Genomic DNA, 15,629 nt, shown 5'->3' with positions numbered 1-15,629 from the left:
GTGCAAGCGCCGCAGACGCCGTGCTCGCAGCCGACATGGGTGCCGGTGAGGCCGCAATCCTCACGCAGCATGTCGGTCAAGAGCCGGCGCGGCTCGGCAAATATGCGGTAGGTGCGGCCGTTGACGGTAAGGGCTATGGGAATCGGATCATGGCCGGTCATTGCGCGCGCTCCAGCGCTTGGTCGAGCACGTCCCGCGTCAGGCTCTCGACCAGTTCGCGACGAAAGACGACCGGCGTACGTTCGTTCTGCTCAATCTCCATGGTCGCAGCCAACGCAGCCGCCACTCGCTCCGACCAACTCACTGTCAGCGTGCTCACCAACTCCGCGGGCACCAGGTGCTCGACCCGAAGCGGCACCGGTCCGATGCCGCCGATGGCGAGGCTCAGCCGCTCGATTACCGCGCCCTCGCCGCGCGCCAGCGTCGCCGCGACCGAGACGATGGCGAAATCGCCGGCGCGCCGGTTGAACAGGCGAAAGCCCCAGCCTTCGCGGGGCTGCCGCAGCGGCAGGTGAACCGCCACCAGCAGTTCGTCGGGCCTGATCGCAGTGGTGAAGATCGAGACGAAGAAGGCTTCCGCTGTCACGGTGCGGCGCGCCGTCGCCGACCACAACTCCAGCTCGGCATCGAGCGCGAGCGCGGCCAGCGGCAGTTGCGCCGCCGGATCGGCATGAGCCAGGCTACCGCCGATCGTTCCGCGCTGGCGGATCGCGTAGTGGCCGATGGTCTCAGCAGCATGGCCGAGCAAGGGACAGTGCCGCCTCACCAGTTCATGACGGCCCAGTTGATGATGGCGCACGAGCGCGCCGATCGACAGCCTGTCGCCGTCGACTGCGACGCCAGCGAGACCGGCGATGCCGTTGATGTCGATCAGGTGCTCGGGCCGGGCGAGCCGCATGTTGAGCATCGGGGCAAGGCTTTGGCCGCCCGCGATGATCTTGGCGTCATCGCGCCAGGTCGCCAGACTGTTCAGTGCCGCCTCGAGCGATACCGGCGCTTCATAAGAGAAACGGCCGGGCTTCAAGGGGTGCTCCCCCCGGCCCGCGTCAGCCGGCTCATCGTGTCGAAAATATGCGCCTGCACGCCTGTCACCGGGCGGACCCCGGCTCGTCCGCGAGTGCATCGACACGACACGCAGCCCACTGACCGTCGCCGGTCGAGCGAGGCTCCTGCTCCTCCGCGCGGCAGCGACCGAACGCAAACGGACAGCGCATGTGGAAGCCCCACGGTCCGGAAATTGGTTTGCGGATTCTGCACTTCGAGCAACGCCATCGATCAGAACTTTATTCCTTGAGCTTAACTTAGCGACGCGACGTCGATTTATGTCTCTGCGCATCGCATTTGGCGGCGAACCGGGTCCAATTCACCTGAAAGCGACCTACACGCACCTGGTCGCCCTGCCTGGATCGATCGCATCACGCAGGCCGTCGCCGAGCAGGTTACGGCGATAACAGTGACAGACAGGAACGCGGCGGGAAAGAATACGATGTAGGGTTTGACTGCCACGGCGCCCTCCCCTCGGCCATGATGTTCCCCAGCGCGCAATGGCAAGCGGCGTGCTGCACCGGCAAAGGAGAGAATCGATTCCATGATCATCGCACTTGCACAAATACAGGTCGCCTGGATCAGCATCGGCACCAGCGTGTTGGGCAGGATGTGTCGCACAACGACCATCGGCATACGGGTGCCGGAGGCCGTAGCCGGGTCGACATAGGTTCGTTCGCGCAGCGACAACACCACGCCGCGCACAGGCCGCGACACCCGCGGAATTTTGGCAAACTATGATGGTCAGTTGCCGACGCTGCTGCGTGTCATGGCCATCAGGACTACGGCGAAAAGGATCGGCGATATAGACATCAGCCCATCCATGAACCGCATTGGGATGTCGCCCGCGGACGAAACCCGAGATGAGGCCGGTGGCAGGCCCGCGACCGTCGCCAAGGCTCCCACCGAAAGGCCCACGGTGAGTGGGACACGAGTCCGACAGAGCACACGCGGATAGATGTCGCAGCCGAGCAGGTCGCTGCCGAACCAAAAGACCGCGGACGACGGCCGCGTCCGCTCGGCGGGCGCGCCGGCGACCATCAGCCCCTCTACCGGCCAAGTTCGAGGGTCCGAAAAGCCTGGACCGAGCAACGGGATCTCGCTTATGACGGCGCTCTTCGAAAAACATGCGCCGGGTTTCTGAAAGCGGCAATGATGGCCGCGCGTCATGCACCGCGGCTTGGCCCGCATGACTGAACCAGCTTTTTCCGGGACAGTCGTCATAGGCCCGAGAAGATCGCGACGACGCCGCCGAACGATCGACGTCGGTGCGCTTGATGTGGACCGAAGCCAACAATGTCAGTTGAATCCTCAGCTTGCCGCCGTCACCATCCGCCACAACGTCTCCGTCAATACTGCGTAACCCTTGTCCAGGGCATCCGGCGCGGTGAACTCGCGCGGATTGTGGCTCAGTCCGGCCTCACTTGGAACAAAAATCAGCGAGACAGGAATGCGCCGCTGGATTGCCAATGCGTCGTGCCCAGCGACGGTCTGCAATGTCAATGCTTTCATGCCGAGATCTCCGGCGACACGATGGACCAGATCGACGCCGGCGGGGTCGAGCAGAATCGTTTCCCTATGCTCATCGGCAGCCATGCTGATCTCGACGCCGAGAGCATTGGCTTCCTTTTGGCTTCGTTCAAGGAAGCGATTGCTTGTCGCGAGCACCACCGCTTCATTGTGGTGTCGAATTTCGAACCAGACCCGTACCCGGCCAGCAATGACATTGGGCGAGTTCGGGAAAACGCTGATTCGAGCCGCCGCGGCGTGCGCCCCTGCATTGTCGTGCTCGACCTCGCTATAAAGCGCCTCGATGGCGCGTGCCGCCGCGCGTAGCGCGTCGCGACGCCTGGCCATCGGTGTCGGGCCTGTGTGCGCGACCTCGCCTTCAAACACCAGCGACATTTTCCGTGTCACCCACGCCCCCGACACGGCCGCGATATCCGCGGCCGCGCGCTCCAGCCTGTCGCCCTGTTCGACGTGCAACTCGACGTATCGGACGGGGCGGAATTCCAGCTCCGAGCTGCCGCGATAACCGATCGCATCGAGCGCCGCGCCGAGCGCAATCCCATCACCATCCCTGCACGCGTAGGCGTCCTCGAGTGCCAGGCTCCCCGCGAACACCGAGCTGCCGGTCAGGCTGGGCTGAAAGCGCGCGCCCTCTTCATTGGTCCAGTTTACCACGGCGAGATTGCGCCGCGCCTGGCCGGGGTTCGCAATCGCCCGATCGCGCAGCGCCTGGACCGCGAGCAAGCCCGCCAGCACCCCATAGGCGCCGTCGAACCGCCCGCCTGTGGGCTGGGAATCAAGATGCGAACCGACCATCACGATGTCCTGCGATGCCGGCATCAGCATCGCCACGCCGAACATGTTTCCGATCGGATCGATCCGCGGCAGGAGACCCCGTTGACTGATCTCGCGGACGAAAAGATCGCGAGCCTGCTTGTCGGCCGGCGTCCCAGTAAGCCGGCACACGCCGCCATCACCGGTCGAGCCAATCGCGGCGAAAGCGGTCATCAGATCGTGCAATTCGCTCATTCGATCGATCCTGAACCTTGCTTGCGATGCCGCCGCATGGACCACCGCCGCGGCCGGCCATTACTTCGTGGTTTCTCGGCTGGTTTTCCGCCGCACCAGGCTTGCGATCCAGTTCGAGAGTTCGGCCCAGCGCAGCCTGTCGTCGAGGATGTCGCTGCCGAGGCCGAGCCGCCAGGCTATATCGCGACGCTGACGGTCGGTACCGAGCGCCGACAGATCGGCCGCGTAGCGCTCGAGTTCGGCCAAATCGGCAAAAAAGCCCTTGATCACCAGGGCCTGGCCGTAGCGCCGGATCACCGCAGCGACATCATGCAGGTTATATTCCGGGTGATATTGCACACCCCAGAACACGCCTTGACCGACGCGAATCTCGGCAGCCTGGACATCGCTCATCGCGTTTCGCGCGGTTGCGATCGCGCCCTGCGGCAGCCGCGCGACGATATCGCCGTGAATGGCCGGCGCGTCGAACATGACGTCACGATCCGCATGCATCGGGTGCACGCGCCCGCGATCGGTCAGCGCAATCTTGCGCGCAAAGCCTACCTCCAGCCCGCTCGGGTTGGGTTCGACCTCGCCTCCCGCCGCGACGGTGGCAAGCTGCAAGCCCCAGCACGAGCCAAACATGGGGATGCCGCGCGCAAACAGCTCCCGCACAAAATCGATTTGCCGCAGCGATTCGATCTCGCGCTGATAGATGTTCAGCGACGAGCCGGTGATCGCCACGCCATCATAGGACTCCAATGCTTGCGGTGGGGCTCCGCCGGCATCGGCCGGCGCGCACATATCCACCACCGCCTCCGGAGCGATGATCCGCAGAACCTCGGCATAGCTCTCTGCGGGAGTTGCGCCGGCCGATTCCGCGATATGACGACGGCCCTCGAGGGTATTTCCCTCCGCGACCAGGAGCCGCAGCACCGCCTAGCCTCCCAGATCGCCGCGAATGGCGGCAAGCGTGAGCCGCTCGAACTCGGCCTCGCTCAATTGCCTTGGATTGGAAGCAGCGGTGGGGTCCTTCACGGCATCGGCCGCGATCGCACCTGCATCGGCTTCGTTGACGCCAAGCTCTGCCAGCGTATGCGGCACACCGAGCTTGTTGCGAAACGAAACGATCCAGGCGAGCACCGCGTCGAAATCGCGCACCGGCAAATCGAGGGCCCGGGCGATATCGGGAATTTTGTCGACGATCTCGGCTTTGTTGCAGACAAGGACGTAAGGAAAGATCACGGCGTTGGTCAGGCCATGATGGGTGTCATAGCGCGCTCCGACGGGATGGGAGACCGAGTGGATTGCTCCGAGACCTTTTTGAAAGGCAGTCGCGCCCATCGAGGCCGCCGCGAACATATAAGCGCGCGCCTTGAGATCGCGACCATTCTCGACCGCGCGCGGCAGATATTCATCGATGATCCTCATCCCCTCGAGCGCCACCCCGTCAGCGAGCGGATGAAACGCTTTCACGCAATAGGCCTCGAAGCAATGGGCCAGCGCGTCCATGCCGGTCGCCATGGTCAGGAACGGCGGCAGCCCGACGGCCAGTTCAGGATCTTCAATGGCGACTTTCGGCATCATCAAGGGATGAAAGATGATCTTCTTCTCATGGGTCTCCTCGCGCGTGATCACTCCGGCGCGGCCGACCTCGGAGCCTGTGCCCGCGGTGGTGGGCACGGCGATGATCGGGGCCACACCATCCGTGTTGGCTCGCGTCCACCAGTCGCCGATGTCCTCGAAATCCCACACCGGCCGGGACTGCGCCACCATGAAGGCGACGCATTTGCCGACATCGAGCGCCGACCCGCCGCCAATCGCAACAACGCCGTCGTGGCCACCCGCCTTGAACGCAGCGATGCCGGCGCGAAGATTCGACTCGGTCGGATTGGCCTGCACGTCGGAGAACACGCTGATCGGAATTCCTGCGTCTTGCACGCGCCTCGCGAGGCTCGCTATGAGATCGGTGGGCGCAAGGCCCCTGTCGGTCACCAACAGCGGCCGCGCGATGCCGTGCGCACGGCATGCATCGGGAAGCTCCGCGATACGACCGGGACCGGTGAGGACTCGGGTCGGGAAATTCCAGGCGCCCGTGATCTGAATTGTCATATCTCGCTTCCATACCAAGGTGAATTGATCTGCGGCCGGTTCAAGACGAGAGCGGCTCAGATGATCTCAAAATAGCGCGCAAGCTCCCAGTCGGTGATCGCCTTGCGGAATTCCCGCTCTTCCCAGTGCCGGGTCATCGCATAATGATCGACGAAGACATCGCCGAACAGATCGCGGGCGGCCGAGGAGCCGATCAGCCTGTTCGCGGCATCCGAAAGCGTGCGCGGCAGCGCACGCGTGGCCGGATGTGTCATGTCATACGCGTTGCCGGAGATCGGCCGATCCGGCTCGATCCTGTTCTCGATGCCCCAAAGCCCCGACCCCAGCGCCGCGGCGACAGCGAGATAGGGATTGATGTCGGCGGCTGCGACCCGATATTCCACGCGCTGGCTCGAGGGCGAACCCGGAATGACGCGGAGCGCACAAGTGCGATTTTCGATGCCCCAGGTCGCATCGGTCGGCGCCCAGAATCCGGGAACCAACCGGGAATAGCTGTTCACGGTCGAAGCCACCATGGCCAGAAGCTCGGGCAGCAGCGCCTGCTGGCCGCCGACGAACCAGCGCATGGTGTCCGACATGTTGCCAGGCCGTCCGCTCTCGTGAAAAACCGGCTTGCCGCAGTGATCGCGCAAGGACAGATGCAAGTGCCCGGACTGGCCGGGATAGGCGTTTGACCATTTCGCCATGAATGTCATCATCTTGCCCTGGCGCTGGGCCCAGACCTTGGCGAAGGTCTTGAACAGGACGGCCCGATCGGCTGCCGCGAGCGCGTCGCAATATTGAATGGCCGCCTCCAGCACGCCCGGTCCGGTCTCGGTATGCAGCCCCTCGATCGGTATATCCATGGCGTCGCAGAGCTTGAGCAGCGAACGATGAAAGTCCGACTCGACCGATGATCGCAGCATCGAATAGCCGAACCAACCGGGCGTGAGATTCCTCAGCTCGCGATAGTTTTTCTCTCGGACCGTATGCGGGGTCTCGTCGAATACGAAAAACTCGAACTCCGCGGCCACGGAAGCGACCAGCCCCATCCCCGCGGCCCGATCCACGACACGTCGCAGCAACCGCCGCGGACACAACTGCGCCGCCGCGCCGTCGAACTCGCCGAGGAAAAACAGCATGTCGTCTTCCATCGGCACATCGCGGCAGGTCGCCGGGTCGATGCGGGCGGTCGCGTCGGGAAAGGCGCTGTGCCAGCCGGTGAAGTCGCATTTGTCGTAGAGCTGGTCGTTCGAATCCCAGCCGAAAACGATGTCGCAGAACTTGAAGCCCGATTCCAGCGCATCAATGAACTTCGCGCTTGCGAGATACTTTCCGCGAATGACCCCGTCGAGATCGACGACGCCGAGCTTGACGTGGGACAGCCCGCGCCCTTCCACGAGTGCCCGTGCATCCGCGACCGTTTTTACATTTCTCGAGTCCATTGGATTCAAGTCTCGTCAAGCCTCGTGGGTCACGTCCCGCTCGGTGGGCATCGAAATCCTGTCCGTCAGGCAGGACCGATCTCGCGCAAAACCTCGTCGCATGCGGCGATGAAAATGTTGACGTGGTCCTTGCTGAAGCAGAGTGGCGGACGAATTTTCAGCGTGTTGCCGTAACGGCCGGCCGCGCCGATCAGAACTCCGCGATGACGCAGCCGGTTGATGAGGAAACTGGCGATCTCAGGCGCCGGTTCCTTGCTATCGCGATCCCGGACAACCTCGATGCCGATGAACAATCCGGCGCCACGCACATCGCCGATGTGGCGATTGCCGATCTCCCGAAGCCGATCCATGAGATAGCCGCCCAAGATCCGCGCATTGTCGATCAGTCCCTCGTCCTTGATCACGTCAAGCACGGCAAGCCCCGCGGCCGCAGCCACCGGATTTCCACCAAACGTATTGAAATATTTCACATTCGCCGCGAACCGGTCCAGCAGGGCCGCGCGCGCCGCAACACCGCCCATCGGAAAGCCGTTACCCATGGGCTTGCCCATGGTTACGATGTCAGGCACGACGCCATGCCGGGCAAAGCCCCACAGCGCGGCACCGGTGCGCCCGAATCCGGGCTGGACCTCGTCGGCGATGAACAGACCCTTGCGGTCACGGACGAGTTCGGCGGCAGGTGCGAGAAAGCCTGCCGGGTCGGCATAGACCCCGTCGCTCGAAAAGATCGTGTCGACCAACAGCCCCGCAAAGCCTATTCCGCAGCTTTCGAGGTCGGCGATGGCCCGGCCCACGGCCGCGGCGAAACGCTGGCCGAGATCGCCGTCGGGCGCACGAAACAGGTCCGGCGCGGGAATGACGCGCACATGCGACGGCAGGGGCTGCCCTGGACGAGAGGACGGCGAGACATCGGTCACTGCGGCGGTATTGCCGTGATAGGCCGTCTCCGTCACGATGAAGCCGGCGTTTCCGGTCGCCACCCTCGCGATCCGCAGCGCAAGATCGTTGGCTTCGCTGCCGGTGCAGGTCAGCACCAGATGATCGATCGCCGGAGGGAATGTGGCGAGCAAACGCTCCGCATAGCCGTCGACCACCTCATTGAGGTAGCGCGTGTGGGTGTTCAATAGGCCTGCCTGCCGGCGGATCGCTTCGACCACGTGTGGATGCGAATGCCCGACCGACGGGACATTGTTATAGAGATCGAGATAACGCCGGCCTTCGGCGTCGAACATCCAGACGCCTTCGGCGCGCTCCATCCGAAGCGGTGCCTGATAGAACAACACCGAGGCCGCGCCAAACGAACGCAGGCGCCGCTCGACGGCGTTGCGCAACGAGGCATCCATCGCGGACACTTCGCTGCGGTCAAACGCATTGAGCGCTAGAATCTCTTTCCCCGTCGACATCGCGCCTTCCTCGATCGACGCCCGGCCCGTGCAAACAACCGTAGGAGCGATCAGGTGGTATTGCTCCACAACAGCCTGAAGCAATGTGGACACCTCCACAAGAATAAAGCTGGCTGCAGACATAACAGATCGGAGCCCCAGTCACGGCACGACGGGCGGCTCGTAAAATATGCAGAAAATCAGCCTATTATACAATGCCATGAGGTTGGTTGCGCAAAGAACCAGCATTCGGCCGCTCAAAATTTGAGGGATGTGCCACACAATTGGTGTGGACATCCAACATCGATTGCGGAAGGATTTTGCCGGACATGCAGCCGCTCGCCTCACACGATCCCGTCGCGACGAGGCAGTTGGCAAGGACATCGGCAAGGACATCGGAATGGCGAGCGAGCGGTTACCGGTGACCGAAGCTTCCGCGACCGAGCCACGGTCGCGGCGACTGGAAGGCGATCGCCTGTCGAAGCTTGCGCGTCACAAACACATCATCTCGCAACTCACGGCAGCTCCGACCTTGCGGGCCTCCGAACTTGCCGCGGTGCTCGGCGTTTCCGGTGAGACGATCCGGCGCGATCTGATGGAGCTTCAGCAGCAGAGGCTGATCAACCGGACCTATGGCGGAGCATCCCGGCCATTCGCGCTCGAGCCCACCCTCACCGACCGCAAGGCGATCATGATCGCCGAGCGCGAGGCGATTGCGGCGGCGATTGCCGACCTGGTGCTGCCAAACGAGGTTCTGATGCTGGCTGCGGGCGCTACGACATTCCATGTCGCCCGACGATTGGCATCGCGGGCTCAGGACATCACAGTCATCACCCACGACTTCGCGATCGCAGCGGCGCTGGCGGTCAATGCGTCGATCCGCGTGCTGTGCTGTCCGGGGCGCTATCATCCGACCGAAGGCTACGTCTTCGGCAGCCAGACGATCGCCAGCATCAACGGTTACGAAGCCAACCGTGCCATTGTCGGGGCGACAGGCATTGGCGCCCGCGGGGTCAATGACGCCGATGACGAGGCCGGAGCCATCTATGGCGCCATGGTGAAACGTGCGGCGGAAGCCATCATCGTCGCCGATCACACCAAGTTCGAGCAACGCGCCCTGACGGTGTTCGCTCAATGGACCGATATCGATCGCCTCGTCACCGACCGGCAACCCGAGGGAGCTCTGGCGACCGCTCTCCGCGAGGCCGGGACGGAGATCATCGTCGCCCAACACCAAGAAAGACCAAGCTATGGCACGCCTTGAAACTTCTACTCCAAGCGATCATTGCAGCGAGCTCGACGTCGACTCCGGCAAAAGCACGGCGCCCCCGCAGCAGCAGACTCGCATTGGTCGGCTCGATATCGGGTTCATCAGATCTGATCGGCCCTTTACGCGCAACTGGGAGCGCTCGAACAGCATTCACGACGCCTCCTATGTCCTGGTCTTCCCGCTGACCGAATGCGTGGCATTCAGCCAGGATGGACGGGCCGGCATCGCCAGGCCCGGCGAGTATGTTCTGTTGAGTGAGCTCTCCTTTTACGAGCTTTCGTCGGACAAGAATACGCGGCTGCTGGTGGTACGCCTCCCCGCGCCAGAACTTCGTGGGCGGCTCGTGTCCGTCGAAGACCACGTCAGCCGGCGTTTCAAGCCGAATGAACAGATGACGCGCTTGCTGGTCGGTATGATCCGAAGCGTCGCGGAACTGTTCATCGACGCACCGCCGCCAAACCCGCAGGCTCTGGCCACCGAAATCATCGGTTTCGTCGCCCTGACGATCGGCTCGGAGGACAGGGGCGCGGCCACCGACGTTCGCAACGCGCGCTATCACCTGCGCCGACGCATCGTCGATTTCATCGAGAGCCATTTGAGCGATCAGAACCTGTCGCCCAGGAAGATCGCCGCGAGCAGCCGCATTTCGCTGAGCTATCTTTACAGTCTTTTCAACGACAACGAAACGACGGTGGGTCAGTTCGTCCAGACCAGGCGCCTGCAACGCGCCTACGAAGTTCTCGTTGCAGACCCGAGAGGGCATCGGACCGTTTCCGAGGTCGCCTATGAAGTGGGCTTCAAGAACGTCTCGCACTTTTCTCGCAGCTTCAGCCGTCATTTCAAGATCGCTCCGCGCGACGTACGCAAGGTGAGCCACGCCACGCCTCATCCGGAAGCGGTTTCAGGGCACGCCGATCCCAAGACCATGCCACCGTCCAAGATGCCGCCTTCCTGCTACGGAGGTTTCGATGCTCCATATTGGGAGACTGACAGGCGACAGCCGCTTCACGAGCCCGTGTAGAAGCCGTTCGCTTTCCCTTTGGCGCAACGCGCGCGGCGCTTGCCGTTGCGATCAAGCGCCTGCTTCCGGAGCTGTCATTGGACGATTTTCAAGAAGGATTATCCGAAACCGCGCTGGCTTCGTTCTTCAGCGACCTTGCCGATGCGGCACGCCGCATCGCGTTGATGCACTTCCGGTCCAACATCGATGTCGAGCGCAAACAGGATTTATCGCCGGTCACGATCGCAGATCGGGCGATCGAGCAGGAGCTGCGGCGACGCATCTCCGCGCGCTTCCCGGGTCATGGCATCCTTGGCGAGGAAACCGGCGCGACTGCGGGGGAACGCTATACCTGGTACCTCGACCCGATCGACGGGACAAAGAGCTTCATTTCCGGAATGCCACTGTTTGGCACATTGATCGCTCTCGCGGATGAAAGGGAAACCAGGATCGTCGCCGGCATGATCGACATGCCGGCGCTTGCCGAGCGATGGTACGGCACCTCCGGGGGCACCATGTTCAACGACATGCCGGCCAAGGTCAGCCGCGCCGTCCGGCTCGAACATGCGCAGATCTACACATCATCGCCGGATTTCTTCTCGGCGGAGGATTGGGCCCGCTACGACACGCTCAGCCGCAAAGCCATGTTCAGGCGATTTGGCGGCGATTGCTACCAATATGGCCTTCTCGCCTCGGGGTACTGCGATCTTGTCGTCGAATGCTCGCTCAATTCGTTCGATTTCATGGCACTGATTCCAGTCGTCGAGGGCGCTGGCGGCGTGATGCGCGACTGGGAAGGACAACCGCTGACCCGCGACTCCGATGGACGGGTCATCGCCGCCGCCAACGAGGCCCTGCTCGAACAGGCGCTTGCGATCCTGCGAGAATAGTCGGGCCGGCGGACTCAAACACTTCAAATCATGCGCAGCCAGCTCTCCCAACGGGGATCGTACATCACGTCCCTGGCGCGCATGTATTTCCATACGCCATATTTCTGATAATCGAAGTCCCAATCCTTGAGCTTGCGGTTGACGACGGCCCAGGACGCCCATTTGACATCGGCAAGCGCGCGGTTGATGATCACCCGCGCGAGCATCTCTGGCCGCACGGCTCCAAGATATTGCTCGATCAGACGGGCGGTCAATTGCTCGTCGAAAAACATCTCGGCGAACAGAACGCCGAGTTCATAGCTGCGCTCGTTGTTCGAGGCGAATTCATAGTCGATCAGCCGCATCGGCTTCGGCGCAGCCTCCGAGCCGATCAGGAAATTCCCGGGCATGGGATCGTTGAAGCAGGGCACGAGATCGAGGCCGGAGGCGATGAACGCGGCCTTCGCCTGGCCGTAGCGATGCACGATCCAGGGCATGTCGTGCGGAAAGTGCGCGCCCAGTTCGCGGCCCTGTTCAATGTGCTCCTCGATCATGTCGAAGATCGTCTTGGTCAGGCTCAGCCTTGGACCGGCGTGCAGGCGGCGGTAGAGGCCGAGAACGTCGGACTGGATCGCCGCGTCGCCAAAATCCGCATTGGTGCAGGCCCGATAACCTTCCAGGAACTCGCTGACTTCGAGTCCATCCTGCGCGTCGAAGAAAATCACTTCCGGCGCGATGCCCATGGCGTGGGCGTTGCGTGCGGCCTCGTTCGCAGCCACGCGGTCGATGAACATCTCGGAGCCTTCACCGGGTACCTTGATGAAATACCGGCGGGGATCGCCGGCAAGTTCGACCAGCCAGTTCTGATTCATCAGGCCGCCGACCAGCGGGGCATAGGTCGCCGCTCTCCCGCGCCACTGCGGGACGCGCAAGATCGCGTCTTCGACGTTCCGCTCGTGGACGTTTGTCGCCTCGCCGAGCTTTCGCTGGACCGTCATGAGATCCTCCGCAGCATTTCGCCGAAACGCGGCTCGCGGACAGCCATCCGACAGCGCACGAAGCGCCAACTCGCGAATTTATAGAACTCGAGCGTATTGCGCGCCGATTTCGCGGCGAGAAGCGCCCCGATCAGCCCCCACCGCAGGTCGTCGGCAACGCCATAGATGCGTGCCCGGTTGAACGCGGCCTCGTCGAGCCCGTCTGTGTAGCGAACGAAAGCGTCGCGCGCCTCGGGCTCCTGGTCAAATGCTTCGACCAGGAAACTGCCGAGATCCTGCAGCGGATCGGCCGTGGTCGCCCGGTCCCAATCGATCAGGCGCACCTCGCCTGTGTCGCTGATCAGGATATTCGACACATTGCCGTCGCCATGAATCGGCGCGGGCGTGACTTTGAGAGTTCGGAAGGCCGCAGCCGCGAAGCGCAATTCCTCGACCAGCCATTGCGCATCGACCGGGAGTTGGGCCTTTGCCGACAGCACGGCGGCATAAAAATGCTCGATCTCGTCAAAAACGCTCTTCCGGCTCGGCAAAGGCGTTCCGGTCTGGAACAGGCGGCGGGCCGCGATGACGGCGTCGACAATCGCAGGCTCGAGCATCCGCTCGAGCGTGCCCACGCGCCAGCCTTGGTTCAGGTCCTCCATGACAAGAAGGCCTGCCTGGACGTCGGCCATTATCACCCTCGGACCGATACCGAGATCGGAGGCACGCTGCGCCGCCTCGAAGGCGCAGGGCACGTCGATGTAAAGCTCCGCGTCGCCGTGCATCACCTTGATGAAAATGCTCTCGCCGTTCGCCTTGTTGACAGCGCGCCAGGGCGCGCCATCGACGCCACGCCAGCTTGGTGACGCCAGCACGGGAATGGCGGGCTCGATCACGATGTCTCCCGTCCCCCAGCCGGGAAGGGATGCGACGCGGTCCCGCAATGTGACGACATCGACGTCCGATTGAGTCATTGCACCTTCTGATCGCTCGCGATGCTGAGGCCGGTCGAGCCCAACCGGCGTTCCAGCGCCCGCGGCTGTTGGATCAAGATATCTGATCATGAATTTTGATCAGGACAGAGGCAAAGGGGATGCCTCGCGCTCCACCAAATCGTGCCGTTGGGAGCAATGGCCCTACCCCTGTGCGGGTCATATTCGCTATCCGAGCCGGTGGATCGGAAGGCCATCCGAACTCTGCGGAGGAAGCATGCCTGCTGAAAAACTGTTCGGAATGAGCCTTGCCGCATTGGCGGACGCATACGCGTCGCGCATTCTTTCGCCGGTCGAGGTGCTGAAGGACGTCATCGACCACGCGCAAGCCGTCAACACCGCGATCAACGCGCTGTTTTGCTTCCGTCCCGACCAGGCCATGGCGAGCGCGCGACAGTCGGAAGCGCGATGGCAGGCGAAGGCAGCGCTGGGCCCGCTCGATGGCGTCCCCATGACCGTCAAGGACAGCGTCGCCATGGTCGGCTGGCCTTATTTCCACGGCATCGGGGCGAACCGCTCTCTGCCGCCGTCGAATTACGATTCACCGCCTGCCATCGCGCTCCGTGAGGCGGGAGCGGTGATCTTTGCCAAGACGACGATGCCCGACTGCGGCTTGATGGCATCCGGCATCAGCTCGCTTCACGGCATCACGCGCAATCCATGGGGGCTGGCATGGAATACCGGCGGGTCATCGGCGGGGGCCGGCGCCTCGGTCGCCGCCGGCGCCGGATTCGTGTCGGTCGGCACAGACATCGCCGGTTCGGTTCGTCTCCCAGCCGCCCATTGCGGGCTCGCATCGCTGAAACCCACCCATGGGCGCGTGCCTCACCTTCCCGCCGACACCATGCGGATGGCCGGCCCGATGGGACGCAGCGTCGACGATATCGCGCGCCTGATGACCGTTCTGACACGCCAGGACGAGCGCGATACCTGGAGCTTTCCGGCCGACGGATTGCGCTATCACGAACGGCTGGATCGTGACGTCAAGGGGCTGAAAATCGGCGTCCTCACCGACATGGGTTTTGGGCTCCGGCCCGAACCGGACGTGCGCGACACCGTCGAGTCGGCGGGACGATTGCTCGCCGACGCCGGCGCGATTGTCGAACCCTTCATCTCTCCGCTCGACGACGACGCCTACGCGCCGATCGACCTGTTCCTTCAGGTGCGCGGCTATCTCGAATATACTTCGCTGCCCCCACATACCGACAGCGCGAACGACATCAATCCCTATGTTCGAGAGTGGTGCCTTGGCGGGGCCCGGCATTCCGGCGTCGACCTCTATCGGGCGCTCGGTCAGATCGGCAAGATGAAGGCTGCGCTGCTTGCCGCCTTCGAAGGGTTCGACTACGTGATCGCGCCAACGCTGCCCGTGGTGAATTTCCCGGCTGAGGAACCGGGCGTCTCCAGGGAAACACCACTGGCGCACACGCTGTTCACCGCGATGTTCAACCAGACCTGTCAGCCCGCCTCCACCATATGCATGGCGTTCGACAGCCGCCGTCTGCCGATCGGGCTTCAGATCATCGGCCATCGGTTTGACGACCTCGGCGTCTTGCAACTGACCAAAACGCTTGAATCGTTGCGGTCACTGACGATGCAGTGGCCATTTCAGCCGCGGCCCTGAACGACGGCTTCTCGCTGCCCTGAGCAGGATGTCGCGCAGCCTGCCTTCGGTCTACGCCGCGGCCTTCGCCTCGCCGATGTCCAGAAGATGACAGGCGACGAAACGTCCGGGCGAACGTTCGACCAATTTTGGGGTTTCGACGCGGCAACGGTCGAACGCCTGCGGACAGCGCGACGCGAAGCTGCAGCCGACCGGAATGTCGATCGGACTCGGCGGCTCTCCTTCCAGCAGGAAATCCGCGGCGTTGAACGGCTTGTCCTCGAGGGTCGGCGCCGCGGACAACAGCGCCTTGGTATAGGGGTGCTGAGGATCGAAGAACAAGTCGCGGTTGTCGGCGATCTCCACCATCTCGCCAAGGTACATCACCGCGATCCGGGTGCAGACCTTCCGTACCATCGCAAGATCATGCGAAATGAAG

14 protein-coding genes and 1 pseudogene are annotated in these 15,629 nt (G+C 63.0%); 4 read left to right on the top strand and 11 right to left on the bottom strand.

Going from position 1 to position 15,629, the window contains the following annotated elements; translation table 11 throughout:
• From WCB02_RS29425 to WCB02_RS29390, 8 genes and pseudogenes are all read right to left on the bottom strand, one after another.
• On the bottom strand, positions 1 to 161 hold a 161-nt coding region (locus WCB02_RS29425), incomplete at its 3' end, for a 2Fe-2S iron-sulfur cluster-binding protein (RefSeq protein ID WP_423963386.1).
• Entirely contained in the window at positions 158 to 1,024 is an 867-nt protein-coding gene (locus WCB02_RS29420) for an FAD binding domain-containing protein (protein ID WP_423963382.1), read from the bottom strand. The genes WCB02_RS29420 and WCB02_RS29425, both read right to left, overlap by 4 nt.
• 354 nt (positions 1,025 to 1,378) lie before the next feature.
• Positions 1,379 to 2,073 (bottom strand): annotated as a pseudogene (locus WCB02_RS29415) (ABC transporter permease); the annotation flags it as partial.
• Between the two features lie 282 nt (positions 2,074 to 2,355).
• Positions 2,356 to 3,582, bottom strand: a complete 1,227-nt coding sequence (locus WCB02_RS29410; RefSeq protein WP_423963379.1) for a Zn-dependent hydrolase — start codon at positions 3,580 to 3,582, stop codon at positions 2,356 to 2,358.
• Positions 3,583 to 3,642: 60 nt separating this feature from the next.
• The gene (locus WCB02_RS29405; RefSeq protein WP_423963376.1) at positions 3,643 to 4,497 is read right to left on the bottom strand and encodes a type 1 glutamine amidotransferase; all 855 of its coding nucleotides are present in this window, start codon (positions 4,495 to 4,497) and stop codon (positions 3,643 to 3,645) included.
• Positions 4,498 to 4,500: 3 nt separating this feature from the next.
• Positions 4,501 to 5,673: an iron-containing alcohol dehydrogenase gene (locus WCB02_RS29400; protein WP_423963374.1), complete on the bottom strand. Its 1,173-nt coding sequence runs from the start codon at positions 5,671 to 5,673 to the stop codon at positions 4,501 to 4,503.
• 56 nt (positions 5,674 to 5,729) lie between these two features.
• Entirely contained in the window at positions 5,730 to 7,097 is a 1,368-nt protein-coding gene (locus tag WCB02_RS29395) for a glutamine synthetase family protein (protein WP_423963372.1), read from the bottom strand.
• A 65-nt stretch (positions 7,098 to 7,162) separates the two neighbouring features.
• On the bottom strand, positions 7,163 to 8,500 hold the full coding sequence (locus WCB02_RS29390; protein ID WP_423963370.1) for an aspartate aminotransferase family protein: 1,338 nt from the start codon (positions 8,498 to 8,500) through the stop codon (positions 7,163 to 7,165).
• Positions 8,501 to 8,900: 400 nt separating this feature from the next.
• On the opposite strand from WCB02_RS29390, the gene WCB02_RS29385 reads away from it, so the two are divergent.
• The 3 genes from WCB02_RS29385 to WCB02_RS29375 all read left to right on the top strand — a co-directional run bounded on the left by WCB02_RS29385 (position 8,901) and on the right by WCB02_RS29375 (position 11,639).
• A complete protein-coding gene (locus WCB02_RS29385) occupies positions 8,901 to 9,743 on the top strand; it encodes a DeoR/GlpR family DNA-binding transcription regulator (protein WP_423963368.1) in 843 nt (280 codons plus the stop codon).
• The gene (locus WCB02_RS29380; RefSeq protein ID WP_423963365.1) at positions 9,730 to 10,770 is read left to right on the top strand and encodes a helix-turn-helix domain-containing protein; all 1,041 of its coding nucleotides are present in this window, start codon (positions 9,730 to 9,732) and stop codon (positions 10,768 to 10,770) included. Before WCB02_RS29385 ends, WCB02_RS29380 begins: the two co-directional genes overlap by 14 nt.
• Before the next feature lie 71 nt (positions 10,771 to 10,841).
• Entirely contained in the window at positions 10,842 to 11,639 is a 798-nt protein-coding gene (locus WCB02_RS29375; protein ID WP_423963384.1) for an inositol monophosphatase family protein, read from the top strand.
• 23 nt (positions 11,640 to 11,662) lie between these two features.
• Here WCB02_RS29375 and WCB02_RS29370 read toward each other — a convergent pair whose 3' ends face one another.
• Together WCB02_RS29370 and WCB02_RS29365 are read right to left on the bottom strand one after the other, a co-directional pair.
• Positions 11,663 to 12,616: a phosphotransferase gene (locus WCB02_RS29370; protein ID WP_423963362.1), complete on the bottom strand. Its 954-nt coding sequence runs from the start codon at positions 12,614 to 12,616 to the stop codon at positions 11,663 to 11,665.
• Positions 12,613 to 13,569 (bottom strand): phosphotransferase family protein, encoded by a 957-nt coding sequence (locus WCB02_RS29365; protein ID WP_423963360.1) that lies wholly within the window; start codon positions 13,567 to 13,569, stop codon positions 12,613 to 12,615. The genes WCB02_RS29370 and WCB02_RS29365 overlap by 4 nt, the downstream gene beginning before the upstream one ends.
• A gap of 235 nt (positions 13,570 to 13,804) precedes the next feature.
• On the opposite strand from WCB02_RS29365, the gene WCB02_RS29360 reads away from it, so the two are divergent.
• A complete protein-coding gene (locus WCB02_RS29360) occupies positions 13,805 to 15,211 on the top strand; it encodes an amidase (protein WP_423963358.1) in 1,407 nt (468 codons plus the stop codon).
• Positions 15,212 to 15,262: 51 nt separating this feature from the next.
• Here WCB02_RS29360 and WCB02_RS29355 read toward each other — a convergent pair.
• Positions 15,263 to 15,629 (bottom strand): oligopeptide/dipeptide ABC transporter ATP-binding protein (locus WCB02_RS29355; RefSeq protein ID WP_423963356.1); only part of this gene is annotated, 367 nt, incomplete at its 5' end.

Source organism: Bradyrhizobium sp., from assembly GCF_049581145.1.
GTDB lineage: Bacteria > Pseudomonadota > Alphaproteobacteria > Rhizobiales > Xanthobacteraceae > Bradyrhizobium.
Note: the sequence above shows the minus strand (reverse complement) of the source record. Positions and strands in the feature narration are given on the sequence as shown.